The sequence below is a fragment of the Halalkalicoccus paucihalophilus genome (assembly GCF_001593955.1).
GTDB lineage: Archaea > Halobacteriota > Halobacteria > Halobacteriales > Halalkalicoccaceae > Halalkalicoccus > Halalkalicoccus paucihalophilus.
On record NZ_LTAZ01000004.1, the window covers coordinates 616,005 to 642,751 of the forward strand.

Sequence of the window (26,747 nt, forward strand, 5' to 3'; positions counted from 1 at the left end):
GGGGGCGGTCACTCGTAAACGGTTGTATTGTGGTTCAGGGTAATGAGCTTTATCAGACGAGGGATCGAACCGGTCGTATGGAAACCGTCACACACCACGGTCGGGAGACCGCCTACGAACGCCACGACCGCGGTGGGCAAGGAGCCCCAATGGTCTGCGTTCACGGAAGCGGGGGCTCGCGTGCCGTCTGGAAGTCACAAGCGCGGTTGGCGGACGAACGGCCCGTAATCGCGCTCGACCTCTCGGGCCACGGCGACAGCGAGGACACCGACGCCGACGCGGGGTTCAGTACGCTGTCGGCGTACGCCGACGACGTGCTTGCGGTCGCGCGAGAAACCGATTCACGGGTCCTCGTGGGCAACTCGCTGGGCGGGGCCGTCGCCCTCCACATCGCCCTCTACCGGGAGTTCGAACTCGACGCGCTCGTTCTCACGGGTACCGGCGCGCGACTCGCGGTTCTGGAGGACCTGCTCGCGTGGCTCGACGAGGACTTCGAGCGCGCCCTCGACTTTCTCCACGAGCCCGAACACCTCTTTTACGACGCCGACACCGACCTCGTCGCGCTCTCCCGGGAGGCGATGGAGGGCTGTGGGCGCGCGGTGGTCGAGCGCGATTTCAGGAGCTGTCACACGTTTGACGTCCGGGGGGACCTCGACCGGGTCGAGGTTCCGGCGCTCGCGGTCTGTGGCGAACACGACCGGCTGACTCCCCCCGACTACCACGAGTATCTCGCGCGCGAGATGCCCGACTGCGGGTTCGAAACGATCGACGGGGCTGCCCATCTGGCGATGCTCGAACGTCCCCGGGAGTTCAACGAAACTGTCTCTCGATTTCTCGGGCAGAACAGTCAGTAGACGTCCTTCACTTCCTCGACGGTCTCGGAGTGCTCCTCGGCGGGGAACTCACCGCCCTCGACGGCCTCCTTGTACGCGCTTACGGCTGAGCTGATCTCGCTACGCACGTCCCCGAACTGCTTCGAGAAGGGCGGGGACCACTCGCCGAGTCCGATGACGTCGGTGATCACGAGGACTTGACCGTCGCAATCCGATCCTGCGCCGATCCCGATCGTCGGGATCGAGAGTTCGTCCGTTACCTGTGCCGCGAGGTTCGCCGGGACGTGTTCGAGCACGAGCGAGAAGGCGCCGGCCTCCTCGTGTGCACGTGCGAGGTCGGCGATCTCCATTGCCGTGTCCTTCGTCGTTCCCTGCCGGCCGTAGCCCCCGAGCTGGTTCACACGTTGTGGGGTGAGCCCGAGGTGGGCCATCACGGGGATCCCGAGTTCGACGAGGCGCTCGGTCAGCGAAACGGTATGCGGGCCGCTTTCGAGCTTGATCGCGTCCGCGCCCGCCTGCTTGATCATTCGGCCGGCGTTCTCGATGCTGTCGGCCTCGTCGACCCCGAAGGAGAGAAACGGCATGTCCGCGACCACGAGCGCCTCGTCCGTCACACGGGAGACGGCGGCGGTACGGCTCGCGACTTCCTCGACCGTCACGGGAAGCGTCGAGTCGTGGCCTAACACGGCGTTACCCATGCTGTCGCCGACGAGGATCACGTCAATCCCCGCGCCCTCGACCAGTTCGGCGGTCGGGGCGTCGTAAGCGGTCAGCATCGTTATCGTCTCGTCGGCCGCGCGAATGTCCGCGACAGTCGGCATGGGTGAGAGTTATCGCCGCCCGGCCTAAACGCCCGCGGTTCGTGTGGCTCGAATCCACAGGCTTACGACCGCCCCAACCGTCTCCCCGACCGTGCCTACCCCCGTCGAGCGCCACGATCCCGAGGGAGTCGACTACGGCTGGGTCATGCAGGTCACGTTCGTCCTCACCATCGTCGTCGGCGCGCCCGTGGTCGCACTGCTCTCTACTGCGACCGTGCTGCCGACGTGGGGCGACCGCCTCGAGTTCACGATCCGAGTGGGATCGGTCGTCTGGATCGCGATCGGCCTCACCACGTTCTTCTACGCGCGAAAACGGGTATCGCGGGCGTAGCGCGACTCAGACAAGGTCCCGAACGTACAGAAACCCCGTTCCGGCGCGCTCGGCCGTGATCGCATCCCTGTCGGTGTCGCCGACGAACATCGTCCGTTCGAGTGGTACTTCGAGCGCTTCTGCGGCCGCTTTGAGCGGCCCGGGGTCCGGTTTGGGCTTCGCGACCGAGTCCCGGCCGATCACCGCGTCGACGTGTTCCTCCAACCCGTGGATATCGAGCGCTATTCGGCAGGCTTCCTCGCAGTTGAGCGAGCAGACCGCGACCGGACGCGTCTCCGCGACGACCTGCTCTGCGAGGGGCAACCGTTCTGAGTACCGTGCCCCCTCGCGTTCGTACTCGGAGATGATCTCCTCGACTCGACCGCGCAGGTCCACCCGCGAGGCGCGTTCGAGCAGGTCCCAGAGGTTGCCGTCGGCGTCGATCCCGCGCTCGGCGAACGTTCCCACGACCGTGGTCGCGACCTCGTCCCAGTCGACCGCCAGATCGACGAGGGTGCCGTCGAGGTCGTAGACGATCGCCTCCCAGCCGTCGTCGATCCAACGTAGGCCGTCAGTCATACCGGGTGGTAGGTGATGAGGGGGAAAAATAGCTTGCCCACGAAAGTCCTCGGCGTTCGTTGGCACTCGCGCCTCGCCCTTTTCGGTTCTCAAGAAAAGACCGCTACGCGGTCTTTCTGGGCTGAGCGGCGACGAAGTCGCCGCGAGGTCCGCGGGAACTGCGTTCCCGCGAGATCCCAGAAATCTCCGATTTCTGAGGACCGCCAGGCTCCGCCGAGTCGCGGCACGCGACCGCGTGCCGCTCTTAGGAACGCCAGCCCTTCCCCGCCCCCGCTCACGCGGGCGGCGCTGTTGCCGCCCACGTTCGCGCCGGCCACCACAGCCGTGACAGCATCCGCACCGAAACGCTATCGAACGTACGGCACCGCTATTTCAGCAACTCGCGGGCGATCACGGTTTTCTGGATCTGACTCGTCCCCTCGTAGATCGTCGTGATCCGAGCGTCCCGGTAGTAGCGCTCGACGTCGAAGTCGGTGGTGTAGCCCGCCCCGCCGTGGATCTGGAGGGCCTCGTTGGTGATCTCCATCGCCGCCTCGCTCGCGAAATACTTGGCGACGCTCGCGTCCAGCCGCGGGTCCTCGCCCGCGTCCTCCTTGCGGGCGGCCTCGCGGGTCAGGAGGCGTGCGGCCCGGAGCTTCGTCTCCATATCGGCGAGTTTGTGCTGAATCGTCTGGATCTCCGAGATGGGGCCGCCGAACTGTTCGCGCTCGGTGGCGTAGGACAGCGCGTCGTCCATTGCGGCCTGCGCCAGTCCGACCGCCTGACTCGCGATCCCGATCCGCCCGCCGGTCAGGATCGAGAGGGCGGCGCTCAGCCCGCGCCCCTCCTCCGTGAGGCGGTTCTCGGCCGGGATCCGCACGTCGTCGAACAACAGGGCGGTGGTGTCGCTCGCGCGAAGCCCGAGTTTCTCCTCCTTCTTCCCTACTTCGAGGCCCTCGCTGTCGGCGGGCACGAGGAACTGCGTGACCTCGCCGTCACCGGTCTTAGCAAAGAGGATCACGACGCCCGCGCGCGAGCCGTTCGTGATCCACTGTTTCTTCCCGTTGATCACGTACTCGTCTCCGTCCCGTTCGGCCCGGGTCGACATCTCTGCGGGGTTCGAGCCCGCGTCGGGTTCCGAGAGCGCGAAGGCCCCGACGGGCCGCCCCGAGACCATCTCGGGGAGCCATCGCTTTTTCAGGTCGTCGCTCCCGAACCCTGCGATACACGAGGTGGCCAGACAGTGAACCGAAAGCGCGGTCGCGATCGAGAGATGCCCGCGGGCCAACTCCTCGTTGACGAGGCTGTAGGTCGTCCTGTCGGACTCGAACCCGCCGTACTCCTCGGGGACCGTGAGCCCGGTGAGATCTAGTTCGGCGAGCCCGTCCCAGACCGCCTCGGGAAACGTCTGTGTCCGGTCGGCCTCGGCCGCACGGGGTTGTAGTTCCTCGACGGCGAACTCCCGGACCACGTCCCGGATCGCCCGTTGTTCCGCGGTGAGTTCCATGCCGCCCGTTCGGTCACGGGCGAAAAAAGATGATCGTTTCAGTGGCTCCGTAGCGAGTCGACGACCGTCTCGGAATCGGCGTCTATCCCGCCGGCCTGTGCGAACTCCGGACCACCGCCACCGCCGCCGCTGAACTCCGTAGTCAGGGTGTCGATCACGGCGCTTGCATCCGTCTCGCCCGCGCTCGCGACCACGACCGTCACGGGCCGCTCGTCGCTCACGAACGCGGCGACCTCGCAGTCCTCGCCGGCCAGCGCACGCGCCCGATCCGCCAGCGTGTCGCCATCGACACCCGACAGCGATCCGACGAGCCAGCGTTCACCCGCACACTCGACGGTCTCCTCGCGGATCGCCTCGATCTGCGTCTCGGCGATCCGGTCGAGCAATGCGTCGCGCTCGCCTTCCAGTTCCGTCAGCGTCTCTCGCTGGCGCTCGATCGCCTCTGGAAGGGGCGCCACGCCGACTCCGAGTTCCCGGGCGGCCGACAGCGCCGCCGTCCGAGTCTCGGTGCGGTGGTCGATGGCCGCGGGACCGACCGCGAGTTCGATTCTCGTGAGGCCCTCGCCGGGGTTCGAGCGGTCGAGAACCGAGATGAAACCGATCTCGCGGGTGTTCGAGACGTGGGTGCCGCCACAGGCCGCCGCGTCCCACGGCGTCGTCGTGGGACCAGCGGAGCGACGCTTCGCGTCGTCCCGGTTGGCTCCGGCGGCTCCAATGGTCACGATCCGAACCCCCTTGCCGTCGCCGAAGACGCCCTCTTCGGTCTTGGTGTTGAAGGCGACTTCCTCGCGCGAACGCGCTTCGTCGACGGGGACCGTCTCCCACGTGACCGGCCGGCTCTCCCAGACCGCTCGGTTCGCGCGGGCTTCGAGTTCGACCAGCACGCCGTCGTCGATGTCCGTGGTGGTCTCGAAGTCGATCCGGGCCTTTCGCTCGTCGATATCGAACCCGCCGTAGCCCAGTTCGTCGAGTAGGGGTCGGGCGGCCCCATAGAGGACGTGACTCGCCGTGTGAGTGCGCATACAGTAGGTCCGAAATCCCGTGTCGATCGTACAGGAGACGGTCCCACCGGGTTTAATGTCGATTTCCTCGACGAGCGTGTGGACGACCTCGCCGTCGCGTTTCTGGACATCGATCACCGGGATTCCGTTGATCTCGCCCCTGTCGGCGGGCTGGCCGCCGCTTTCGGGGTAGAAGTAGGTGCGGTCGAGAACGACCTCCGGGCCGGTTCGGTTTTCGACCCGCGCTTCGAACGCGGTCGTCTCGGGATCCTGTGGTGCGAGCGAGTCCATAGGTGGGGCTGTCACCCGAGCGCCAAAAACCTACTCGGCGAGTTCGATACCCAGGTCGGATTCGATGTCCGCGATGAGCGAACCGCCGACGCCCGCGCGGGCGGCCCGACCCTGTTCGACTGCCATGAGCTGCTCTTCGGGAACGTCCAACGACTCGGCGAGTTCGTGGATCTGCAGTCCGGCGTCCTGTCTGGCCTCCCTGAATCGGTCGCCGTAGCCCGAGACGAGGTAGGGAAGCGGGTCGTCGGCGTAGTTCGTCCCTTCCCGTTCCCAGCGGCTCGAATCGCCCCCTTGGGCGTCCTGCAGCTCGGCGACCTTCCGGGCAGCACGTTTCTTCCGGTCGCTCTCTTTCGATTGCCCGTCGCGTTTCTTCTCGGCGTCGTCGTGGGGCGCACACGAAGCGCAGACCTTGAGGGTCGCCCCGGCGATGGAGGCCGTCTTGAGCGAGCCCGAAGAGGCCCCACAGAGTTCACAGGAGCCGGCGTCGCCCCCGCCCGTGGAGTCGCCGGTGGAGTATTTCGCCATGTGACCGATACGCAACACGGACATTTGAATATACTGTCGCCACCGGGGTAGTGACAGGCCCAACCACGGGGCTGGCGAAGCGAAAGCCCTTTTATGGGAGGTGGAATAGAGACGGGTGCAAAGACACAACGAGCGTGGGTAGCCAAGCCAGGCCAACGGCGCAGCGTTGAGGGCGCTGTCCCGTAGGGGTCCGCCGGTTCAAATCCGGTCCCACGCATCGTCTACGCGGCTCCGCCGCGAAACGCGAGGCGGCCACACCGCCGAGCGAACCGATGCAGGTGATTCCGCCGGGCACCGCTCGGCGGCCGGTCGGAACGGCTTCGCCGTTCCGGCGTGGTCCCTCCGTGGACATCACCCACGCACAATACTTCCGACGTTACATACCGATCAGCGGCGCAATTCCCCTCACCAGTCGATGGTTCGTCGCGTTCTCGCATCTCGGGGACGCGCCCCGTGATCAAAAACCGATCCTCGAAAAGTCGGTCGCGTGAGTTCGGTCAGTTCAGTAGTTCTCGAGCAGTTGGGTCGGCGTGATCGGTTCGAGGCCGGCGCCGTAGGAGTTGTCCTCGATGCGGTCGAGTTGCATCTCGAACTCCTCGACGCTCATCCCCTCCGGACCGATATGCTCGAAGTACGGGACGACGACCTGATTGTGGATGTCCGCCCGGAGAATCGGCTTGCGGGTGCTCTGGAAGCTCGACCCGCTGATCGCGGAGATTGTGTGACGTCCCGTCGGCGGGATACCGCTCGAACACCCGCCGAAGACGTACGCCGTCTCGTGGGTGTCACGCAGGACGTTCAGCAGGTCGTTGTTCATCCGATTGCGCGGCGTGAAAAAGTGCTGGGATCCCTCTTCGAACCCGCGGTTCGCGAGGTAATCGCGGTTGTTCTCGACGATCCGGCGCTGTTCTTCCATTCCGTATTGGGTCATGTCGCCGGCGTGCATCGGGTACGAACAGACGTCCCAACCGGCATCACGCATCTCCCGCAGTTGGTCGATCGAGAGCCGCCCCGACGTGTTGAGCAGGTCCTGTGAGATCCCGAGGGTCCCGACCCAGCCACGTTCCTCGAGCATCGGGAAGACCGTTTCGTAGTGCTCCTGTAGCCCGCCGTAGAAGGCGAGGATGATGTTGCTCTCGTCCTGTGCGGGCGTCGTCCGCAGGTCGTCGACCCGATAGTCGACCGAACTACCGTCGGGACCGACCATCTCGAGGCGGAGTTCCTGGACCTGTGAGAAATCAGGACCACCGTAGCCCACCGTGTACCCGAAGTCGACCCGGAACCACTCGTCGACGCCGCTCGGAAGCGTGCGCGATGAGGTGACGTAGTTGTCGCCGTTGGGCGCCCGAACGTGAAGCGACAGTCGTCCGCCGACGGGCGAGTTGACCTTCACCGCCGCCGAGAGGTACTTGTCGGTGAGGTCAAGCGGCGAGGAGGGTGCCAACGCGACCGTCGAGACGTTGCTGTCCAGCGTGACCGCCATCGACTGGTTGCCGGTGACCGCCTGGCTGTCGTCAGGATTGATTTGCTCGTCCCGGAGCGCGTACCAGTTGATGCTCTCGAAATCGTCGAGTACCTCGCCGTACTCGGTCGCAGCGGCCTGTGCGGCCTCGTTCGAGCCGCCACCGTTGTCATTGCCCTCGTTGTCGCTATTGTTGTTGTTACCATTTCCGTTCCCGGAGTTGTCGTCGTTGTCGTTTCCGTTGGTATCGTTCCCATCGCCCATACAGCCGGCGAGTGCGATGGAGGAGGCGCCAACCGTGCCGATGAAGGTCCGTCGGGATAGTGATTTTCTCATGTCGATGTGTTCTCCGTACCGCGTCCTCTTTCTAATACGGGGCTTAAATCCTATTAACCTTCTCATAACGGATTGATTATGTATTTTAGGGACGGGTGACAACGGCTATACGCCCCTCGCCCCTTCCATCGGGTATGCAACGGCAGGTCCGTGCACACGTACCCGCGTTGACCGGCGTGTTGACCGTCGTTTCGCTCGCGATCGTCTTCGGCGCCGCCCTCGGGTATATCCCGAGCGGCCTCGTCCCCGAATCCCCTGACTGGGTCGTGCGTTCGATCCCCCTTCTCAACGCCCTCATCAGCCTCTCGGCGATCGTCACGATCTCGGCCGGGTGGTACTGGATCCGTCACGGACGGATCGGAAAACACCGTCGCGCGATGCTCGCCTCGACCGGCCTGTTCGCCGGTTTTCTCGCGCTCTATCTCTATCGGCTGATCCGCTTAGGCGGTCCCGAACCGTTTCCCGGCCCACAGACGGTCTATCAGTTCGTCTACCTCCCGCTTTTGGGCGTGCATATCCTGCTTGCCGTGGTCTGTATCCCGCTGGTCTACTACGCGCTGTTGCTCGCGGTTTCGTATCCGGTGAGCGAACTCGGGCGTACACCTCACCCGACGATCGGTCGAGTCGCCGCCTCGCTGTGGTTGGTCTCCTTCAGCCTCGGAATCGTCGTCTACACGCTGTTGCACGTCGTCTACTGATAGCGTAAATCAGTCGTCCGCAGGAAGCTCTCGATCGTCGGTCCGCGGGCGCTCGACGTCCCGGTCGGTCTCTTCCCCACTGATCTCGTAGGGGTACTCCCCCGTGACACAGCCGAGACAGAGGTCGTCGTGGTCCTCGCCGAGGGCCTCAGCGATCGCGTCGACCGAGAGATACGCGAGGCTGTCCGCTCCGATCTCCTCTTCGACGTCCTCGACCGGCCCGCCGGCGGCGATCAGCTCCTCGCGGGTCGCCATGTTGATCCCCATGTAACAGGGGGCGGTGATCGGCGGCGAGCCGATCCGGAGGTGGACCTCCGTTGCGCCGGCCTCCCGCAGCAGGGAGACCAGCTGGTTCGAGGTCGTCCCCCGGACGATGCTGTCGTCGATCAGGGTCACGGACTTGCCCTCGACGGTCGACTTGATCGGGTTGAGCTTCAGCCTGACTGCGCGCTCGCGTTCGTCCTGGGTGGGCATGATGAAGGTGCGTCCGACGTAGCGGTTCTTCATCAGCCCCTCCGCGAACTCCACGCCCTCGGAGGCCTCGGCGTAGCCTGAGGCGAACGCACGCCCCGAATCGGGGACCGGCATCACGACATCGGTGTTGATCCCGCTTTCGGCCCAGAGCTGTCTCCCCAGTTCGCGGCGTACCTCGTAGACGAGGTTCCCGTCGATCACGCTGTCGGGCCGGGCGAAGTAGACGTGTTCGAAGAAGCAGTGGGCGGTGTTCTCGCGCTCGACGAGCTGGTAGGAGTCGAAGCCCTCCGGCGAGAGCACGACGAGTTCGCCGGGTCGCACGTCCCGGACGAGTTCGCCGTCGAGGGTGTCGATCGCCGCCGACTCGGAGGCGACCATGTAGCCTTCCTCGAGTTTCCCGATACACAGCGGGCGATTGCCCTCGGGATCGCGCAGGCCGAGCACGGTGTCGTCGTGGGAGATCGCGAGCGAATAGGAGCCGTGGATCCGGTTCATCGTGTGTTTGACCGCCCGTACCAGATCCTCGTTCAGCAGGTTCGTCGCCAAGTCGTGGGCGATCACTTCGGTGTCGCCGTCGGACGTGAAGGCGTGGCCCATTCCGGCGAGTTCGTCGCGGATCTCGTCGGCGTTGACGAGGTTGCCGTTGTGAGACAGTCCGAGCGACCCACTCTTGAAGGAGACCGAGAAGGGCTGTGCACAGGAGGAGTCGATGCTTCCCGCGGTCGGATACCGGACGTGTCCGATCCCCGTCCGCCCGTTGAGACCGTCGAGATCGTCCTCCGAGAAGGCGTCGCCGACCAGTCCCATCCCCACATGACTGTGCTGCTGGAAGCCGTCGTGGGTGACGATTCCCGCCGACTCCTGGCCGCGGTGCTGAAGCGCGTACAGCGAGTAATACAGCGGCCGTGCGGCGTCCCGGTCCCGGAAGGAGACGCCGACGACGCCGCACTTCTCGGTCGGCCCGTCGACGGTCTGCCCCGTGTCCATACGAGTCGGATGGGTTCCCAACAGTAAAAATCCCACGTAGATGGATCGCTACCGCCCCGTATCACCTGTTGTATGCACGTTTGTGGGTGATACTGACGAACCGACCGACCGCACCGACGCGTCGCTCACCGGAGGAGAAACCGGAAAGAGAGAGTCGGGTCAGTTGTCGCCGGTCTTGCCCTGCCACTCGTAGCCGCGGCGTTTCTTCGAATTGCCGAAGCCACACGAGGAGCAGACCTTCTTTTTCGTGTGATACGACTTCTCGCCACAGCGCCGACACTTGGTGTGCGTAGTGACGTTCTTCTTGCCCTGGCTCGGGGTGCCTGCACCAGTCATGGAGTTATCGAAACGACGTTATCGCCGCGTATAATCGTTGTGTTGTCGTCCTCCTCGACGACGACGTTCATGTGCTGGTCGTACCCCGTCAGCGTGCCGACGAACTCCTCGCCGTCCTTCAGGCGCACGGTCACGACGTCGCCGATCGCCGCTTCGAGTACGTCTAGCGGTCGTCCACTCATACCCCTACCCGCACCCGATTCTCACTTAAGGGTACCGGAATTTACACCCCGACCGAGAACTCCTCGTCATCCGCCGTGCGGTCGAGAAATGCCGTAAGCAGCGCTACCGAATCGCGGAGGTCGTCAGTGTCGACGACTTCGACCGGGGTGTGCATGTACCGATTGGGAATCGAGAGGTTTAGAGATGGAATCCCGCCCTGAGCAGTATAAAAAGCGTCGGCGTCGGTGCCGGTCGCGGTTCCGAGGGCCTCGAGCTGGACGGCGATCTCGGCCTCACTTGCCGCGGACCTGAGCGCCTCGACCAGCGCCGGGTGGTTCGCGCTCCCTCGCCCGATCACCGGCCCCGAACCGAGGTCGATGTCGCCGCCGCGGTCCGCTGGGGCGTCCGCACCGTCGCTCGCGTGGGTCACGTCGACGGCGATGGCGACGTCGGGCGACAGGTCGAACCCGACCATCCGCGCACCCCGAACGCCGAGTTCCTCCTGGACCGTGCTCACGGCGTGGACCGTCGGTCCCTCGTCGTCGGCGACCGCCCGCAGGACTTCCGCGGCGATCCACGTCCCGACCCGGTTGTCGAGGCCGCTCGCCGCCAGTCGGCTCCCCTGAAGCTCCCGGACTCGGGACTCGACCGTGATCGGGTCGCCCACGGAGACGAGTTCGCGGGCGGCCTCGCCGTCCGCCGCCCCGATGTCGACTTTTTGATCGCGGATCTCGTCGCCCTCCTCGTCGCCCTCGCGCAGATGGATCGCGGTCTGCCCGATCACGCCCGAGACGGACCCCGAATCGGCGTGAACGACCACGTACTGGCCCCGCGAGACGGTCTCGTCGACTCCGCCGATCGATCCGAGGTGCAGGTAGCCGTCGTCGTCGATCCGGCGAACGATGTAGCCGATCTGATCGGCGTGGCCGACGACCGCGATCTCCGTGGGGCCGCCCTCTCTCGTGGCGACAGCGTTGCCGTAGGCGTCGGTTCGCACGTCGTCGGCGAACTCGCGGACGTACTCGGTCCAGACGCGCTGGCCGTCGGTCTCGAATCCGGAGGGGGAAGGCGTAGTGAGCAATTCCTCGAGGAACGCGCGTTGAGGATCGTCCATACCCGTGGTGTCGAGCGCCCACCTATCAACGTTGGGACCGTCCACAACGGCTAAGTGTTCGGTCGGCCCACTGTGGACCATGGGAGAGAAGAAGACGACGCTGCTCGAGATCAACATCGAAGACGCTGGCGGCTTCGAGTTCAGCCCGAGTCCGCGCTTCGGGGGCGAACTCGCAGAGAAAGTAGAGGAGTTCGAGAATAAGGGTTCGAAACTCGGTCTGTTCGGCTCGAAGAAGGCGGCCGACGAGGAGACCGGGGACGACGAGGAGGCCTCCAGTGGCCTGTTCTCGCGAGAATCGAAAGAGAGCGGGGACGACGCCGTCGACGAGGAGAGCGAGGCGACCGAGGTCGAAGTCGAAGACGAGAACGGGGACGAGGCGGACGCCGAGGGATCGGGCGGGAGCCTCGGACTGGTCATCGGGCTGTTGTTCCTGCTGGTCGTTGCCGCGGTCGCGAAGAAGTTCGTCGCGGGCGGCGACGTCGAGGAGTACGAGGAAGTCGAACTCTCCGAGTACGAGAACTAGTCCCGAAGCATTTTCTCCGCGCGGCCCCAACGGAGTCGCGTGAATCCCCTTCGCAGTCTCCGCACTATTTCGCAGGCCTCCGGCAATGGCCCTGTCGATTGGGCCGCGGTCGGGGCGGCCGCAAAGGACGTCACTTCGCCCGGTTCGGTCGATCTCACCGAGAGCGAGATCGAGGGCTACCGCACGGACGTCAAAGCCGCCCGCCGCTCGATCCGGGAGGTCGCTTCGGTCTCCTTCGATCTCCCCGAAACCATCGAGATCCAGAACCGCCACCACTGGATCGACGCCAACGTCTCGACGTTTCGTCGGGTGATGGCCCCGATCGAGACCCGCACCGACGTCTTCTTTCCGGACGTCTCGCGGGTACTGAACACCGGTTCGACGACGCTCATGCTCTCGTTTCTCGGGAAGAACGTACTGGGACAGTACGACCCCCTCCTGCTCGCGGAGGGCGACGCCGAGCACGCGCTGTACTTCGTCCACCCGAACATCCGACGGGTGGCGACCGAACTCGACGTCGAAGAGGAGCGTTTCAGGCGATGGATCGCCTTCCACGAAGTGGCTCACGCCGCCGAGTTCGGCGCGGCCCCATGGCTGTCGGGCCACCTCGAACGGGGAATGGAACGCGGTATCGAAGAACTGGCGAACGGTCGGTTCGACCGCGACGCCTTCCGCGAACTCGACGCGACGATGACCGCCGTCGAGGGGTACGCCGAACTGATCATGGATCGGGCCTTCGACGACGAGTACGCGGACCTGCGCGAGAAAGTCGACGAGCGACGCCGCGGCGGCGGCCCGCTCGCACAACTGATGCGTAGACTCCTCGGACTCGGCCTCAAGCGCCGCCAGTACGAACGCGGGAAGGCCTTCTTCGAGGCCGTCGCGGACGTCCGGGGGGTCGAGGGTGCGAGCGTCGTCTGGGACTCCCCGGAGACGCTCCCGTCGAGCGAGGAACTCGACGAGCCAATGCAGTGGCTCGCGCGCGTCGATTAAGCGGTCCAGAGCAGCCACCAGATCAACGCCCCGCCCAGCGCCAGCCCCACGCCGGTAACGAGTGCGGCCTGCGCGAGCGTCGCCCCGCCCGACAGCGCCATCAGTCCCGCCGAGAGGCCGACCAGAACGACGAATCCGGTGTACAGTCGCTGGTACCCCGCACGTCGCTCCTCGTCGCTCATCGGCCCGACCATCAGAGGTCCCGGGGTACGCTGACGTGCATCCCGACGAACCGCCACTTCCCGTCCCGTTCGAGGGTTCCGCTCCAGCGCGTCTCGAAGTCGTGGCGTTCGCCCTCCTCCGTGGTCCACGCCATCCGCACCGCGTCTCCGAACCACGCGACCGACTCGCGCTCGCTGACGCGCAGGTCGCGACTCTCGACGACCCAGTCGGTCGTGGTCTCGGTCTGTTCGCGCAGTCCCTCGGCGACCCGCTCGAAGCCGACGAGACGCTCGGAAATGCCGACTTTCACGAGTCCGTCACCCTCGGCGAAATACGGGACGAGCGGATCGTTCGAGCGCAGTGCGTCGTAGTACTCCTCGATGGTCTCCTCGGCGCTCATACATCGTCGTTAGTCCGTGAACCCTTAACCTACTGGAAGCCCCGGTCGACGTCGTCCTCGCCGATCAGGTCGTCGAGTTCGGCGTTCAACAGCTCTTCTGCCTCCTCGAACCCCTCCGCGAGCCGGTCGAGGTTCTCAGGCCGGCCGTAGGAATCGTACTCCATCGGACCGAACGCGGGGCTCTCGACGGCGTCCATCACGTCCTCGAACAGCGCGTCGGGCGTTGTCGGCGCGTCGGCGTGGGCCTTGATCGTTTCCTCCAACCGGGTGGCTTGCTCCTTTGCGGCGTCCTCGCCGTCGGGGGCCGACCGGACGGCAAAGCGGCTGTCGTCGTCCTCGGGGAGATACGACCCGATCTCGTCGTCGAGGTTGCGTGCGACCTGCGTGCCGACGCCGCGAACGGAAAAAGGGTTCTTCGCGTAGGTCTTCAGGTGATAGACGCCGACACCGGGATGGCCGAGATAGAGGTCCTCGCCCAGTCCCTGCGAGCGGTCCCCGGCGACCGCCCGCCAGCCGTCCGGCTCCGCTCCCGACTCGATTACGTCACGCAGGATCTCCTGCCACTCGCGGATCCGCATGCGTATCCTTCTCGCGCGGTCCGAAAGAACGTGTCGGTCCCGTGCGGGTAAATGACACGGCCGAAACAGTTTATACACTGCCCCGAATAGGGGGGCGATATGTACGGCCCGGGGGCGGATTACAGCCAGAAGGCTTACGCGTACGTGACGAGAGCCAACGGCGATGGCCGACAACTCCTCGTCTTTCGCGAGCGTGCGGACCCCGACGCCGGCGTGCAGGTCCCAAAAGGCGGAATCGAGCCGGACGAGACACCCGACCGAGCGGTCAGACGCGAACTCCGGGAAGAGGCCGGACTGGATCACGACCGCCCCGTCTACCATCTCGCTTCGGACCGATACCGGCGGGCGGACGGCAAGCGCGTCGCGCGACACTTCTTTCACTTTCCCGTCTCCGAGACGCGCGACGAGTGGGCCCACGAGGTAGACGGCGACGGCGAAGATTCGGGGCTCGTCTACGAGTTGTTCTGGCAGCCCCTCCCGCTTTCGGACCGGTTGGCCGCCGGGATGGACACGTACGTCCCGCTCGTCCAGGGGTAACCGACAGCGTTTTTCGCTCCACGAGCGTGATTCGACCGTGCAGCTACGCGGCACGGTCGTTTCGCCCGGCGAGACCCGAACCGTCAGCACCCGCCACGGCGAACGCGACCTCGCAGAACCGCTGATTCGAACTGCCGACGGCGAGTTCTCGGTCACGCTCTGGGGCAAGTGGGCTGAGACCGTCGAGTACCTCCAGTCGGGCATGGAACTGGTCGTCACCGACGCCGAGGAGACCGAATGGCAGGGCGAGCGTGGATTTGCGACCACCCGCGAGTCGTACGTGATCGTCGAGCCGGGCTTTCTGGTGAACGTCACCGACGTCCGCTCGTGGGTTCAGTGTCCCCGGATGTACTACCTCAACAAGCTTTCCGGTGTTCCCCTGAACTACCCCGTGGTGAAGGGGACGATCGTCCACGAGGTCTTCGGCGACCTCCTCCGAGGGGCCGATTTCGAGGCGGCGATCGACGACCGTGTCGAGGAGGCGGGATTGGAGCTCGGACTGTTGGATCGCGACCCCGAGGCAGTGCGAGAGGACGTCCGACAGAACGCCCGCGCGATCGACGGATGGCTCTCGCAGGGGACCCTGAACGCCGAGGACTCGTGGCGAAGCGAGTACACCCTGATCAGCGAGCGGTTCGGGATCAAGGGCCGGGCTGACGCCCTTCGCCGGGGGATGCCGGTCGAGCTCAAGACGGGCAAGAACACCAATCGGGAGCCGCGATTCCCCGACAAGATCCAGGCGGCCTGTTATGCCCTTCTGCTGGAAGAACAGGGCGGCGTCAGTGACGAGTTGGAAACGGACGGCGGTGCGCCCGACACCGGCACCCTGCTCTATACGAAGAACACCGCGCTCGACCGCACCGAGGAGGCCGGCGACCTCTCGCCCGCAAAGGAGTTCTCGATCGGGCGGGGCTTGCTGGAGTTCGTCGTGCGCACCCGAAACGAGATCGCGGCGATGGAGTTCGATTCGGGGGTGCCCACGGGCTACGAGTCGAACGCGAAATGCGAGTACTGCTTCGAACGGGACACCTGCATGGTCGTCTCTGGACGACTCGATCAGGAATCGAAGGCGGGACAGATAGGGAGCGCGCTCCCCGAACGCGAACGGGAGTACTTCGACCGAACGTATCGCGCCATCGAACGCGAGCGCCGGGCGGCCCACCGCGAGTACGCCAAACTCTGGGAGCAAAGTGCACGAGAGCGGGCCGAGGACGATCGGGCACTGATCGGTTTGGAACCCGCAGGCGAGGAACTCCGCGAGGACGGGCGCTGGGAGCTCCGCGCCCGGTACGACGGGGCGGTCTCGAAGATCCGCGAGGGCGACGTGGCGCTGGCAAGCGACGGCGACCCGATCAACGGACACGCCGAACTAGCTCGGGTGGAGCGGTTGGGCGCGGAACCACGTTCCGCGGAAAAGTCGAGCGGGCAAAGCCCGCGAGACATCGTCGTGAGCACCGACGAGCCAGTCGCCCTGAAACGCCTCGACGTGTACCCCTCCGACATGAGCGCGAGCGGGATGCTCACGGCGCTTCACGACGCCCTGTTAAAAGGTGAACAGCGCCGGAAGGAGCTGCTGTTCGGCGACGCGAGTCCCGAGTTCGAGACGGTCGACGAGGAGTTCATTCCGAACAACGCCGCACAGAACGAGGCGGTTTCCAGAGCCATCGCGGCCGAGGACTTCGCACTGATCCACGGGCCGCCGGGAACGGGCAAGACCTACACCATCGCCCGAGCGATCCGCGCGCTGGTAGAGCGCGGCGAGCGCGTCCTCCTGTCGGCGTTCACCAATCGGGCCGTCGACAACGCCCTGGAGGCGCTTTCCGATCAGGGCTTTACGGATTTCGTCCGCGTCGGCACCGAACACGGCGTACGCGAGGACATGCAGCCCTACCGGCTGGACAGTCGGGGCGATCCCGAGGAGCTCGCGCGTACCCTCCGGGAGGCCCCCGTAGTCGCCTCGACGACCTCCAGTTGTGGCTCGCGGGTTATGCGCGAGCAGTCCTTCGACGTGGCGCTGGTCGACGAGGCCTCCCAACTGACCGAGCCCGCGACGCTCGCGGCGATCAACAGAGCGAAACGATTCGTACTGGTCGGCGACCACCACCAGCTCCCGCCGGTCGTCCAGTCCGAGGACGAGGCGAGCGAGGACGACACCGTCGCAGACCTCTCGCGGTCGCTGTTCGAGCGCCTGATCGACGAGCACCCCGATGCGGGCGTCATGCTCGAACGCCAGTACCGGATGGCCCAGCGGATTCAGGCCTTCTCCTCACGGGAGTTCTACGACGGGAAACTCAGACCTGCCACGGGGACCGTCGCCGCCCAGCGGATCGGGGATCTCGAAGGAATCTCCGGCGATGCGCTCCCGGAGAAGCTGCGCGATTCCGTCGTATTCGTCGACTGTGCGGGCGACGACGCGGCCCATACCGACGGTGAGGAAGCCGCGCGGATCGCGGAGCTGGTCGAGCGGTTCGTCGAGGCGGGTGTCGCCCCCGGAGATATCGGCGTCATCGCGCCGTTTCGCGCGCAGGTCGCGACGGTCTCCCGAGCGATTCGCGACGGCGTCGCGGTCGATACAGTCGACCGGTTCCAGGGGTCGAGCAAAGAAGTGATCCTGGTCTCCTTCGTCGCCACCACGCCCGCCGATCTGGAGGGACCGATCTTCGACGACTACCGCCGGTTGAACGTCGCGCTCACGCGGGCGAAGAAGTCGCTGGTGCTGGTCGGTACGCGGGCGGCGCTCGAAGTCGACCCCCTCTATGCGAGCGTGGTCGACTGGGCGACCGACCCATAGCCGGTTTCTCGTCCGGCCCCCTGCGGTTTAGTCCTCGATGGGCGGTACGCTCCCGGCGCGCTCACCCTTGCCGATGGATTCGAGGACGCGCTCGTGGAACTCTTTGAGGACCGCACTCTCGTCCTCGGCGAGGACCACGTCGCTGGCCGAGAGCGTTGCCAGGCCGAACGACAGCGGCGAGGGCGAGTCCACGCGGTCGATCGAGAGGGCGATCTCCCCCGATCGAACCTCCCGAAGGACGTCCGCCACCGCCCCGACGGCGAGTTTATCTTCTAGGATCTCGCGGTAGGTCTCCTCTAAGACCGCAAAGTCCTCCAGATCGTGGGCGAAGCCAAGTAACATCTCGCTTGCGACCTGCTGTTCGCTCGCGCTCTTCTCGTAGCCCTTGTAGCGCTTCAGGATCATCAGCGACCGGGTGGCGTTGATCCGGAAGTATCGCTGGAGGAGATCCGTTCCCTCGAGGGCCGCCCGCAGAGTTTCCCGGACCCCGTCGGGGTCGGTCCCCTTGATTATCCCGGCGAGATCGATTTTCCGATTGAGCGGCATCGCGAGCGTGAAGCCGTTGTCCGCGACCGCGACGGTGACGTTCGCGTTGGCTTCCTGAGCACAGCGATACGCGAGCAGGCGCGAAAACCCCTCGTTGAACCGTCGTCCGTATCCCGAACGGACGTAGTAGCGGCGCTTGTACTCGGTGCGGTCGCGTTCCTCCTCGATGGCCAATCGGGAGTCGGTGCTAACGCTTGCCGTCCCGAGATACCGGATCTGCTCGTCGAACATCCGCGCCAGCGCCCGGGTGCTGTCGTCGTCGATCGGGAACTCCCGGAGCCACCGCCGGACTGCGGGCGGACCTCCGGATTCGTGGCGTTCGAGGAGGTCGCGTTTGAACGCCAGTATCTCCCGACCGAGATCGTACGAAAGGGGGAGGCGCTCGGAGAACCACGTCGGAACGGTCGGGCGGGCGCTCGTGTGGTCGACGTAGACCTTCGACCCTCTCCGATAGCGGAACTCGAAGTGTCGGCCGCCGATGACGAACACGTCGCCCGGGTCGAGCGTGTCGAGGTAGTTCTCGTCGAGGTCGCCGACGCGCTCGTTCTCGCCGCGGGTGAAGACGCTGCAGGTAAAGGAGTCGGGGATCGTCCCGATGTTGGTCATGTAGATGACCCGCGCGAGTCGCCCCCGTTTGCCGATCAGAGGGGTCCCTACTGGGTACTCCTCGTAGTGGTGCTCGCCCTCGGGCGGGTCGTTCGTATCGCGCCAGACCTTCGCGTAGACGTTCTTCTCCTCCATGCCCTCGTAGTCGGCGGTGAGATAGGCCATCAGCGACTCCCAGTCCCGGTCGGAAACGTCCCGGTAGGGGTAGGCGCGTTCGAGGGTCGCGCGGATCTCGCGTTCGGGCCGCATCCCGTTGATCGCCATTCCGTAGACGTGCTGGGTGGCAACGTCCATCGCCTTCTCTGGGACGAAGACCCGGTCGACGAAGCCTGACTCGGCCTTTGCGAGCATCACCGCACACTCGATCAGTTCGTCGCGGTCCAGCGCGATCACTCGACCCGTCACCGTCTGGCCGAGACGGTGGCCCGCCCGCCCCACGCGCTGGAGCAACGAGGCGACCGACTTGGGCGATCCCACTTGAACCACGAGGTCAACGTGGGGCATGTCGATCCCGAGTTCCAGACTCGTCGAGGTCGTCACCACGTCGAGTTCGCCGCCCTTCAGCCCCTCCTCGACCGACTGGCGCGACTCCTTCGAGAGGCTGCCGTGGTGACAGCCCGAATCGCTCTCGTCGTACCCGAAGCGCTCGCGGAGGTTCTGGAGGACGCGTTCGGCCCCCGAGCGCGTGTTCGTGAACACGAGGGTATTCTCGTGATCGCCGATGAGGTCGTGAAGCCCCTCGTAAAACCGGTTTTGGACCACCTCGCGGGGCGTGTTGATCAGGTCGTCGGTCGGGCAGGCGAGTTCGAGGTCGAACTCCCGGACGAACCGGGTATCGACGATCTCGTACTCCCTCGGAGAGCTGTTCTCACACCCGACCAGGAACTCCGCGATCGCCTCGAGCGGCTCGACGGTCGCCGAACAGCCGATCCGCGTGGGCGAGCGCTCGGCGATCTCCTCGACGCGTTCGAGGCTCACCGAGAGGTGGGTACCGCGCTTGTTCGCCGCAAGCGAGTGGATCTCGTCGACGATGACGTATTCTACTGTCGAGAGCTTCTCCTTGAACTTCGGGGAGTTGAGCAGGATCGCGAGCGTTTCAGGGGTCGTATTGAGAATGTGGGGCGTCTCATCCAGCATCCTTCGGCGTTCGCTGTCTGGCGTGTCGCCGTGGCGGATCGCGTGGCGCACCTCGCAGTCCTCGCCGCGCTCGGCGAGCCGATCCGTGATCTCGGAGAGCGGCACGTCGAGGTTGCGGTGGATGTCGTTCGCGAGCGACTTCAGGGGCGAGACGTACAGACAGTACACGGAGTTCTCCAGATCGTCCTCACGATCCCGTTCGATCAGGTCGTCGATGACGGCGCTGAAGGAAGCGAGCGTCTTGCCGGAACCCGTCGGCGCACAGATCAAGGCGTTTTCTCCCTCCCGCACCAGCGGGATCGCCTCACGCTGTGGCGGGGTGAACACGCCACCGTTTTCGGGCACGTACTCGCCGAAGCGGTCGATCCACCACCCCTGGACGACCGGCGAGAACGACTCCAGAACGTCAGCGTCGCCCACCCTATCGACGTCGACGTTCCGAGCGGCGAGGCGCTCGCGTACTCCCATCGCCCGCAGTTGGGGGCGAGCCATCAAGTGCGTTGGGCTACCGCACCGAAAGTGAATCACGACGGGCGACCGAAGGCGTTTCGTCGCTGGCGCACCCGCCCTCGGTATGCGCATCACCTTCCTCGGTACCGGCAGCGCGATGCCCACGGGCGAGCGCTTTCAGACCGGCCTGCTGCTCGAAGACGAGGGCAGAACGCTGCTGGTCGACTGTGGCAGCGGCGCCCTCCACGGACTCGCCCGAACAAGTGTCGGCTACGAGGGCGTCTCCTCGGTGCTGCTGACCCACCACCACCTCGATCACGTCGCGGACCTCCTCCCCCTGATGAAAGCCCGCTGGCTCGCGGGCGAGAAACACCTCGAAATCGTCGGGCCGCGGGGAACGAAATCGCTCGTCGACGGCCTGCTCGACGTTCACGAGTACATGCAGGATCGCCTTGACCTCGCGGTCCGCGAGATCGGCCCTTACGAGTTCGAGATCGGGGGGTTTTCCGTCGAGGGCTACGAGACGCGCCACTCGATGTACTGTCTGGCCTACCGGTTCGACGACCGCTTCGCGTTCAGCGCCGACAGCGACGCCTTCGAGGGGCTTGCGAACTTCGCCGAGGGCTCCGCGGTGCTCGCTCACGACTGTTCGTTTCCCGACGAGACCGACGTCTCGGGCCATCCCACCCCCTCGCAGCTGGGCGAGGCCCTTTCGGGCCACGAGGTCGGCCGGGTGTACCTGACCCACCTCTATCCCCACACGGACGGTCGCCACGAGGGGATGCTCGACTCGATCGCCGAGGCCTACGACGGCGAGGTGCGCTTCGCCGAGGACGGCCTCAGTGTGACGATCAGCTGATCGCTAACTCAGTTCAACTTCGAGTCGCCCGGCGGGTTGTCGTTCTCCGCGCGGTGTTCGAGCATCTCCTCGTACTGGAAGGCCCGGATTTTGAGGTCCGAACGGGGTTTCGCGGTACACGGCAGGATCATGTCAGCCTCCTCGTCGCTCTCGAAATAGCGTTTGGCGTCCGACTGGTCGACCTCGCCTTCCAGTAGTTCGGCCGCACAGGTCGTACACCAACCCTGCCGGCAGTCGGCGGCCAGCCACACGTCCTGGCTGCGGGCGGCCGCGAGCACGTAGTCGTCCTCGTTCACTCGAACCTCGACGGTCTCGCCGGCTTGCTCGGAGTCGGCGTCCTCCGGAACGACGATCTCGACGCTGTACGTCGTCTCACCCATCACCCGTGCTCGGGTCCGAAGCACGAAAAGTGGCGCGAAACCACGATTACTGGAGTCGATACCTGAGCAGCGCCGCCACGCCGCCCAGATTACCCAACTGCTGAGCGGGATCGAACTCGCTCGAAAACACCACCACATCGCCGCCCTTCTGCTCGGCCGTCGTGATCAGGTCGTTGACGTCCATGTCCCAGTCGCCCGAACCGGCTCGCTCCTCGCGCAGGCGCTCGTCGGTGATGAGAAGCGTCTCGATCGCCCCGAACTCCGCGGCTTCCTCGACGGCCTCGATCCCGTAGGCGGCTTTCGCGCCCTCGGCCATCCGCCGAGTCAGCTCGTCGATCAACTCCGCCTCGCGGGCGATGCGCGTCTCGGCCTGCACGTCCTCGACTGCCCCGCGTTTGAGCACCTCGTGGACGCCGCGATCCCCGACCCCGGAGGTATCAACCATCGTGATCAACTCGGCGACGTCCTGCGTGTTCTCCTCGATGTAGTCGTAGGCGTCCTGTTTGGTGAATCCCGGCCCGGCGAGGATGATCGCATCCGTGTCCATTCGTGAGAGGGCGTCGGCGACCTGTGAGAAGAGTTCCGATCGTGCTCGGGCGAACTCGCCTTTGCCGCTGGGGCCCGTGAACGTGGCTCGTTCCTCGGTGCCGTACTGGGCGACGGTGTGGATGTGGGCCTCGCCCTCCTCGACGGTGACGATCGCCACGTCGGGGTTCTCCGTCGATTCTTCGGCCTCCTCCAACCGTTCGCGCTGGTCGGCCTTCAGCACCTTCTCGACCTCGAGTTCGTCGTGTTCCTCGATGTTCAGGGTGTGGTGATGTCCCAACTGATCCTCGCGGGAGGCCCACGTAATCTCGCCACCCACTCTGAGGCGGTTCGCGAACTTGTGGAACTCGACGTCCTCGACGGCGATCGTCACACGCATGGGTTCGCGCTCGCCACCGGTGTCGCGCATCTGGTCGTCGTTTCGCTGGATCCGGCGGGTGGTGTCGGCCGAAACGAGGTCGCCGGGTTCGAGGACGTAGGTGAGATGCCAGAGGTCGTCGAGGTGTTCGGGAACGAGCGTGAGACGCTCCTTGCCGCCCTCGACCCGTTGTTGGCTCTTTATCTGCATACCCGGAGTCGGCGCTCGCGAGCCATAGTCCTCCCGAAGCGCCTACGCCTCCCGGTAGCCGGCCGCGAGCCGCCGGGTCGCCGCGAGCGCGACGACCCACCAGACGAGCGGCCCGAGAAGCGGGCCGATCAGGGGAACGGCCCCGACAACGCTTCCGGCGAGCGCACCGGCCGCGAGGACGACCAGCGCGCTCGTCCAGCCGACGAAGTAGGCCGCCCGGCCCATGATCCGCACGAAGGAGCTATCGGGTAGCGCGCTACCGACTCCACCGCGGGCGTAGCCACACAGCGCGACCGGGACGGTATACAGTGCCGCCAGCAGGACGAACAGCGTCATCGTCGATCCGACCAGAAAGAGGGGGCCCGTCCCGCCGGTCGGATCGACCGTCGTCCCGGTCGCGAGCGAGACCGTGATCACGCCGACGGCGAGCGGGACCAACCCGTAACCGAGACCGATCACGCTCGCGACCGGTCCGGCCACCAGCAGGGTGCGAAACTCGACGGCGGGTAGGTCGGACTCGCGGTCGATCACCGCTCGCGCGACCGCGACGAGGTAGCCGACGGCGGGCACGAGCGAGAGCCACGGGAGGAAGAGGGAGTGAGCCAGCAGGCAGATCCAGCCGACCAGCAGCGCCTCCTCGGCGTTCTCGCCCCGGAGAAACGCGAGGCGTTCGCTCATCGGCGCTCGTCGGCTTCCGACTCCCAGTCGGGCCAGCCCCGCTCGTGATCGCGCTTTCCGGTTCGGGTCGCGAACTCGTCCGGAGTCTCGATCCGGGGGATCGTCGCTCTCTTGAAGGGGTCCGCCAACTGATCGACCGCGGGAGCCGGATCCGTTCGTTCGCGCCCCTCGGGGTGTGTCCGCCCGTCGGTACTCGAGTTCGAAAGCGCCCGCCGAAGCCCCCGACCGTAGAGGTAGTACCGGGCGACGTCGGCGTAAAAACCGACGAACGGGCCGACGACGAGGATCCACAGCGTCCCTTGGAGCGCGCCGCCGACGATCCAGACCAGTACCCCGAGCAGCCACGCGGCGGCATACGACCTCGAGATGCCCGCTTTTCGGATCGTATCGAGGTCGAACGCGGCTCGCAGCCCCCCCTCACGAGCGAGGTTCGCGAGCGCGAGGGGCTGGAGGTAGGTGTAGGCGAGCAACGAGCACGCCGCGAGCAGGGCGGTCAGGGCCGCGCCGACGGCTGCGACCGCCTCGGCGACGGGATTCCCAACGGCCGACTCGCTCGCGGCGAGGACGGCGAGAAAGGCCCCCGAGAGGAGGACGAACGGCACCGCGTAGGCGACGCTGACGGCGACGAACCAGACGCCGTCCGTGAGCAGACGTTTCCAGTCGCGAAAGCGCGGCGGATCAGGCCCGCCAGCGGTCACTCCTCTGAGAACGGCGACGTAGTAGCCGAACAACGCGAGTCCCGGGAGCAACGCGAGCGGGAGGAGCGCGAGGCCGACGAGGACGACCGAGAGGGCGAGGCCCGCGAACCCGATCATCGCCGAAAGCACCGGCAACAGCCCACCGACGAGGATCGTCGTGAGCGCGTCCTCGCCACGAGCGGGGTACTCGATCGCGTCGCCTAGCATCGTCCGGCTATGGTCGACGATCCGATATAAATCGCGGTCATTCCTCGACTATTCGGCTCCCCCCGGCGGGGAGGAACTCCTGGATCAGATCGGGGCTCGCGACCTTCCGGACGAACGCCGTGTCGTTGAATCGTTCGCGGAACTCCCGGTAGAGCATCTTCGCCATGTCGTTCTGTGCGTACCGTCCGGGTTCGACCTCGATCGCCGTCTCGGCCCGTGGGACGATCGCGGAGGGCGGCCCGCCGATCACCCGCGTGGTCGGTTCACAGGTGATCCCGACGGCGATGCCGACCTCGGTATCGCGGTGGTAGGTCCGGTCGCCGCGGATCACGAACCCGCCCTTCTCGATGTACTCGCCGCTCTCGGGCGTCTTCGAGACCTGATCCGGATCGACGGAGTAGGCGTCGTCGGCGAAGCGACCCTCCTTCCAGACGGAGGAATAGGAAACCGCGAACTGGGCGGCCTCGTGGATCGACGACTCGGGAAACTCCACGTCCTTTGCGGGCTCGCTCGGTCCCGTCGCCTTCAGGACCGTGACGGGGCCGCCGTGGGCCTGCGTGTGAAAGAACAGGTCGCCCCGGTCGAGATACTTCTTGACGAGGTCCTCGTTCTGGTCGGCGTTCCGACCGCCGATCACGAGGAAATCGTCGCTCGTGTGGAACCAGCGAAAGTCCTCGTACCACTCCTCGCTCTTTCGGACGGGAATCGAGGCTCTCGCAAGCCAGTCGACGTTTTCGGGTTCCTCGTCTTCGTCGTCTTCGGCGTCGCCCTCTTCCCACTGGCGCTTTCGCTCCCGGAGCGCGTCGAGTTCCTCGCGGGTCTCGGCGATGGCCTCCTCGGCGCCCGCCTTCTTCTCCTCGATCCGTTTGGCCTCGGTATACAGGCGATCGGCGTTCTTCTCGACGCCCGAGCGGACTTCGAGCGAGACGGTCGCCTCGTCGAGGTCGACGCTCATCATGCCGTTCTCGGGGTCGAAGCCCGAAACGCGTTCCGCGGCGTCGATCCCCTGTTCTTTCCCCTGCTCGAACGTCGCCTCGATCTCCTCCCAGCTTCGCCCCTCCTCCAGCGCGTTCCGGACCGTCGTCAGGACCTCGTCGACGGTTCCGTAGTTCGCGTAGACGAGTTCGGCGCGCTCGCGCTCCTCGGCCGCTTGTTGTTCGAACCCCTCGATGGCCCCCTCCTGCTGGTCGATGATCCGCTTCTTCCGTTCGATTTCCTCGTCGAACTCGGGGCTCGTATCGGTTTCTTCGTCCTCGCTCGTATCCAGTTCGAAGAAGTAGTCGTCGAGCGCCTCGTTGAACCGTTCGTACGACTCGCTCTCGAGGGCGGCGTGTTCCTTCAGCGCGATGGGTGTCACGTCGACGAGCCCGTCTTCGTCCCGGTAGATCCGGGGATCGAACCGTTTCTCGGTGACCTCCGCGGCGAGCCGCGAGAGGGCGTCGTAAAGCCGGTCGAACTCCTCCTCGTTGGCGTCCTCGATTTCGATAGTTTTCTCGACACCAGCACGCGAACAGACCTCTTCCGCATAGAGTCCCCCGAGGTTGAGCTGGGTCGCGAGCGTCCGCACGAGGTCGGTGTCCGATTCGGCCATGAGCGCCGAGAACTGCTCTTCGGTCACCTCGAGCGGGTTGACCCGCGAATCGGGGAACTGATAGCGCGAGCCGGGCGCGACGGTGCGGGATTTCAGTCGCACCGTTTCGAGCGAGTCGATGACGTGGCGCGTCTCGTCGCAGGCCGCGACGTTTCCCTCTCCGAACAGCTCGGCGATGAGCGTCGTGTTCTGATCCTCGCGTTCGAACTCGAAGGAGAGGATGCGGTCGAACTCGTACTGGGAGACCCCCGCGAAGTCCGCGCCCGACAGCCGGTTTCGAAGCATCTTCGCGAAATCGGGCGGGCGGCCCGGCGCATCGGGGACGTGTTCGGGAACGGCGACGTGGGCGCGTTTCACGTCGCCGACCTCGATCAGCAACTCGACCCGACCGCGATCGAAATCCCGCAGTTTCAGGCGGAGGAAGTCCTCCCCGTAGAGGTAGGCCTTGTCGACCTTCGCTCCCTCGTACTCGTTCAGTTCGCCGACCAGCGCCGCCAGATCGATGCTGGTCAGCTCCCGTTTCTGGTCCATGGCGATACTCGCAGGCCGCGGGGAAAAGGCGTTGTCGTTCGGGCCGGACTACCGCTCATAGAGTCGTTCGCGTGCCCGCCGGCGGTCCTCGACGTTCTCCAAGGTGTCGGTTTCGAGCAGTCGTTCGAGTTTGCGCTCGAACTGCTCGTCGGTGAGGTCGCCCCGTGCGTACCGATAGCGGAGCGTCTCGAGGGCGTCGCGGTTCGACGTCGGCTCTACAGTCGATTCGGGCTCGGAACGTTTCAGGGGTTTCCCCTCGGAATCGTCGGACCAGTCCCACCAGTCGCCCCAATCCTCCCAGTCGGTCTCGCCCCACATACCGTCCCACCACTCCGCACGCTCCTTTTCGTTGCCGAAGAGCAACGCGACCAACGGGACGAAAATCAGAAAGCCGAGCAGAAAGACGAGCCAGAACGGGCCGGTTCCGGTAAACAGGGAGAGGAGCCCCACACCGACGACGAGCATGCTCGCGACCGACACCGCGTTCTCGCGGAGCCGTTTTTCAGGTGTGTCCGCTGCCATACATCGGATCTCTTACCGTCGAACAAAAC

General features: G+C 65.6%; 28 protein-coding genes and 1 tRNA gene. 9 read left to right on the forward strand and 20 right to left on the reverse strand.

What is annotated here, in order from left to right:
• Nucleotides 1–77: 77 nt before the first annotated feature.
• On the forward strand, nt 78–854 hold the full coding sequence (locus HAPAU_RS08340; RefSeq protein WP_066381511.1) for an alpha/beta fold hydrolase: 777 nt from the start codon (nt 78–80) through the stop codon (nt 852–854).
• On the opposite strand, the gene panB is transcribed toward HAPAU_RS08340, so the two are convergent.
• Nucleotides 848–1,654 carry a 3-methyl-2-oxobutanoate hydroxymethyltransferase gene (gene panB, locus HAPAU_RS08345; RefSeq protein ID WP_066381513.1) on the reverse strand — a complete coding sequence of 269 codons (807 nt, stop codon included), beginning with the start codon at nt 1,652–1,654 and terminating at the stop codon, nt 848–850. The genes HAPAU_RS08340 and panB overlap by 7 nt on opposite strands.
• 91 nt (nt 1,655–1,745) lie before the next feature.
• Between panB and HAPAU_RS08350 the strand changes: the two genes are divergently transcribed.
• Nucleotides 1,746–1,985 (forward strand): DUF5822 domain-containing protein, encoded by a 240-nt coding sequence (locus HAPAU_RS08350; protein WP_066381514.1) that lies wholly within the window; start codon nt 1,746–1,748, stop codon nt 1,983–1,985.
• Between the two features lie 6 nt (nt 1,986–1,991).
• Here the strand turns inward: HAPAU_RS08350 and HAPAU_RS08355 are convergent, their stop codons facing one another.
• From HAPAU_RS08355 to HAPAU_RS08370, 4 genes are all read right to left on the reverse strand, one after another.
• Nucleotides 1,992–2,543, reverse strand: coding sequence for an HAD family hydrolase (locus tag HAPAU_RS08355; protein ID WP_066381515.1), 552 nt, complete (start codon nt 2,541–2,543; stop codon nt 1,992–1,994).
• Between the two features lie 367 nt (nt 2,544–2,910).
• Nucleotides 2,911–4,029, reverse strand: coding sequence for an acyl-CoA dehydrogenase family protein (locus HAPAU_RS08360; protein WP_066381516.1), 1,119 nt, complete (start codon nt 4,027–4,029; stop codon nt 2,911–2,913).
• A 38-nt stretch (nt 4,030–4,067) separates the two neighbouring features.
• Nucleotides 4,068–5,321, reverse strand: a complete 1,254-nt coding sequence (locus HAPAU_RS08365; protein WP_066381517.1) for an alanyl-tRNA editing protein — start codon at nt 5,319–5,321, stop codon at nt 4,068–4,070.
• Between the two features lie 30 nt (nt 5,322–5,351).
• Nucleotides 5,352–5,846, reverse strand: a complete 495-nt coding sequence (locus HAPAU_RS08370) for a helix-turn-helix domain-containing protein (protein WP_066381518.1) — start codon at nt 5,844–5,846, stop codon at nt 5,352–5,354.
• 132 nt (nt 5,847–5,978) lie between these two features.
• Here HAPAU_RS08370 and HAPAU_RS08375 point away from each other — a divergent pair.
• A tRNA-Leu gene (locus tag HAPAU_RS08375) sits at nt 5,979–6,063 on the forward strand.
• Between the two features lie 285 nt (nt 6,064–6,348).
• Here the strand turns inward: HAPAU_RS08375 and HAPAU_RS08385 are convergent.
• On the reverse strand, nt 6,349–7,644 hold the full coding sequence (locus HAPAU_RS08385; protein WP_245634058.1) for a polysaccharide deacetylase family protein: 1,296 nt from the start codon (nt 7,642–7,644) through the stop codon (nt 6,349–6,351).
• Nucleotides 7,645–7,778: 134 nt separating this feature from the next.
• Between HAPAU_RS08385 and HAPAU_RS08390 the strand changes: the two genes are divergently transcribed.
• Complete coding sequence (locus HAPAU_RS08390) at nt 7,779–8,342, forward strand: DUF420 domain-containing protein (RefSeq protein ID WP_066381523.1); 564 nt, start codon at nt 7,779–7,781, stop codon at nt 8,340–8,342.
• Between the two features lie 9 nt (nt 8,343–8,351).
• Here the strand turns inward: HAPAU_RS08390 and purF are convergent, their stop codons facing one another.
• The 4 genes from purF to HAPAU_RS08410 all read right to left on the reverse strand — a co-directional run bounded on the left by purF (nt 8,352) and on the right by HAPAU_RS08410 (nt 11,415).
• Complete coding sequence (purF, locus tag HAPAU_RS08395) at nt 8,352–9,803, reverse strand: amidophosphoribosyltransferase (protein ID WP_066381525.1); 1,452 nt, start codon at nt 9,801–9,803, stop codon at nt 8,352–8,354.
• A gap of 159 nt (nt 9,804–9,962) precedes the next feature.
• On the reverse strand, nt 9,963–10,139 hold the full coding sequence (locus tag HAPAU_RS08400; RefSeq protein ID WP_066381528.1) for a 50S ribosomal protein L37e: 177 nt from the start codon (nt 10,137–10,139) through the stop codon (nt 9,963–9,965).
• A complete protein-coding gene (locus HAPAU_RS08405; RefSeq protein WP_066381530.1) occupies nt 10,136–10,321 on the reverse strand; it encodes an LSM domain-containing protein in 186 nt (61 codons plus the stop codon). The genes HAPAU_RS08400 and HAPAU_RS08405 overlap by 4 nt, the downstream gene beginning before the upstream one ends.
• Nucleotides 10,322–10,362: 41 nt before the next feature.
• Nucleotides 10,363–11,415, reverse strand: a complete 1,053-nt coding sequence (locus tag HAPAU_RS08410) for a M20/M25/M40 family metallo-hydrolase (protein WP_066381531.1) — start codon at nt 11,413–11,415, stop codon at nt 10,363–10,365.
• 79 nt (nt 11,416–11,494) lie between these two features.
• On the opposite strand from HAPAU_RS08410, the gene HAPAU_RS08415 reads away from it, so the two are divergent.
• On the forward strand, nt 11,495–11,938 hold the full coding sequence (locus HAPAU_RS08415) for a hypothetical protein (RefSeq protein ID WP_066381532.1): 444 nt from the start codon (nt 11,495–11,497) through the stop codon (nt 11,936–11,938).
• A 39-nt stretch (nt 11,939–11,977) separates the two neighbouring features.
• The gene (locus HAPAU_RS08420; RefSeq protein ID WP_066381534.1) at nt 11,978–12,931 is read left to right on the forward strand and encodes a zinc-dependent metalloprotease; all 954 of its coding nucleotides are present in this window, start codon (nt 11,978–11,980) and stop codon (nt 12,929–12,931) included.
• On the opposite strand, the gene HAPAU_RS08425 is transcribed toward HAPAU_RS08420, so the two are convergent.
• The 3 genes from HAPAU_RS08425 to HAPAU_RS08435 are packed head-to-tail and all read right to left on the reverse strand — an operon-like array spanning nt 12,928 to nt 14,071.
• Nucleotides 12,928–13,113 carry a hypothetical protein gene (locus HAPAU_RS08425; RefSeq protein ID WP_245634059.1) on the reverse strand — a complete coding sequence of 62 codons (186 nt, stop codon included), beginning with the start codon at nt 13,111–13,113 and terminating at the stop codon, nt 12,928–12,930. The two genes, HAPAU_RS08420 and HAPAU_RS08425, sit on opposite strands and share 4 nt — an antisense overlap.
• Nucleotides 13,114–13,124: 11 nt before the next feature.
• On the reverse strand, nt 13,125–13,493 hold the full coding sequence (locus HAPAU_RS08430; RefSeq protein ID WP_066381538.1) for a nuclear transport factor 2 family protein: 369 nt from the start codon (nt 13,491–13,493) through the stop codon (nt 13,125–13,127).
• A 29-nt stretch (nt 13,494–13,522) separates the two neighbouring features.
• Nucleotides 13,523–14,071: a hypothetical protein gene (locus HAPAU_RS08435; protein WP_066381540.1), complete on the reverse strand. Its 549-nt coding sequence runs from the start codon at nt 14,069–14,071 to the stop codon at nt 13,523–13,525.
• A 99-nt stretch (nt 14,072–14,170) separates the two neighbouring features.
• On the opposite strand from HAPAU_RS08435, the gene HAPAU_RS08440 reads away from it, so the two are divergent.
• Both HAPAU_RS08440 and HAPAU_RS08445 read left to right on the forward strand, forming a co-directional pair.
• Nucleotides 14,171–14,608 (forward strand): NUDIX hydrolase, encoded by a 438-nt coding sequence (locus HAPAU_RS08440; protein ID WP_066381542.1) that lies wholly within the window; start codon nt 14,171–14,173, stop codon nt 14,606–14,608.
• A gap of 37 nt (nt 14,609–14,645) precedes the next feature.
• Nucleotides 14,646–17,399, forward strand: coding sequence for an AAA domain-containing protein (locus HAPAU_RS08445; protein WP_066381544.1), 2,754 nt, complete (start codon nt 14,646–14,648; stop codon nt 17,397–17,399).
• A gap of 27 nt (nt 17,400–17,426) precedes the next feature.
• Here HAPAU_RS08445 and HAPAU_RS08450 read toward each other — a convergent pair whose 3' ends face one another.
• Nucleotides 17,427–20,156, reverse strand: a complete 2,730-nt coding sequence (locus HAPAU_RS08450) for an ATP-dependent helicase (RefSeq protein WP_066381977.1) — start codon at nt 20,154–20,156, stop codon at nt 17,427–17,429.
• A gap of 106 nt (nt 20,157–20,262) precedes the next feature.
• Between HAPAU_RS08450 and HAPAU_RS08455 the strand changes: the two genes are divergently transcribed.
• Nucleotides 20,263–20,997 carry an MBL fold metallo-hydrolase gene (locus HAPAU_RS08455; protein WP_066381546.1) on the forward strand — a complete coding sequence of 245 codons (735 nt, stop codon included), beginning with the start codon at nt 20,263–20,265 and terminating at the stop codon, nt 20,995–20,997.
• Between the two features lie 8 nt (nt 20,998–21,005).
• On the opposite strand, the gene HAPAU_RS08460 is transcribed toward HAPAU_RS08455, so the two are convergent.
• The 6 genes from HAPAU_RS08460 to HAPAU_RS08485 are packed head-to-tail and all read right to left on the reverse strand — an operon-like array spanning nt 21,006 to nt 26,718.
• Nucleotides 21,006–21,377, reverse strand: coding sequence for a 2Fe-2S iron-sulfur cluster-binding protein (locus HAPAU_RS08460; RefSeq protein ID WP_066381548.1), 372 nt, complete (start codon nt 21,375–21,377; stop codon nt 21,006–21,008).
• A gap of 46 nt (nt 21,378–21,423) precedes the next feature.
• A complete protein-coding gene (locus tag HAPAU_RS08465; protein WP_066381549.1) occupies nt 21,424–22,491 on the reverse strand; it encodes an mRNA surveillance protein pelota in 1,068 nt (355 codons plus the stop codon).
• Nucleotides 22,492–22,533: 42 nt separating this feature from the next.
• Nucleotides 22,534–23,169: a DUF4013 domain-containing protein gene (locus HAPAU_RS08470; RefSeq protein ID WP_066381550.1), complete on the reverse strand. Its 636-nt coding sequence runs from the start codon at nt 23,167–23,169 to the stop codon at nt 22,534–22,536.
• Nucleotides 23,166–24,074 (reverse strand): DUF4013 domain-containing protein, encoded by a 909-nt coding sequence (locus HAPAU_RS08475; protein WP_066381551.1) that lies wholly within the window; start codon nt 24,072–24,074, stop codon nt 23,166–23,168. The genes HAPAU_RS08470 and HAPAU_RS08475 overlap by 4 nt, the downstream gene beginning before the upstream one ends.
• A gap of 37 nt (nt 24,075–24,111) precedes the next feature.
• The gene (rqcH, locus tag HAPAU_RS08480) at nt 24,112–26,196 is read right to left on the reverse strand and encodes a ribosome rescue protein RqcH (RefSeq protein ID WP_066381552.1); all 2,085 of its coding nucleotides are present in this window, start codon (nt 26,194–26,196) and stop codon (nt 24,112–24,114) included.
• Between the two features lie 48 nt (nt 26,197–26,244).
• Entirely contained in the window at nt 26,245–26,718 is a 474-nt protein-coding gene (locus HAPAU_RS08485) for an SHOCT domain-containing protein (RefSeq protein WP_066381557.1), read from the reverse strand.
• Nucleotides 26,719–26,747 lie beyond the last annotated feature (29 nt).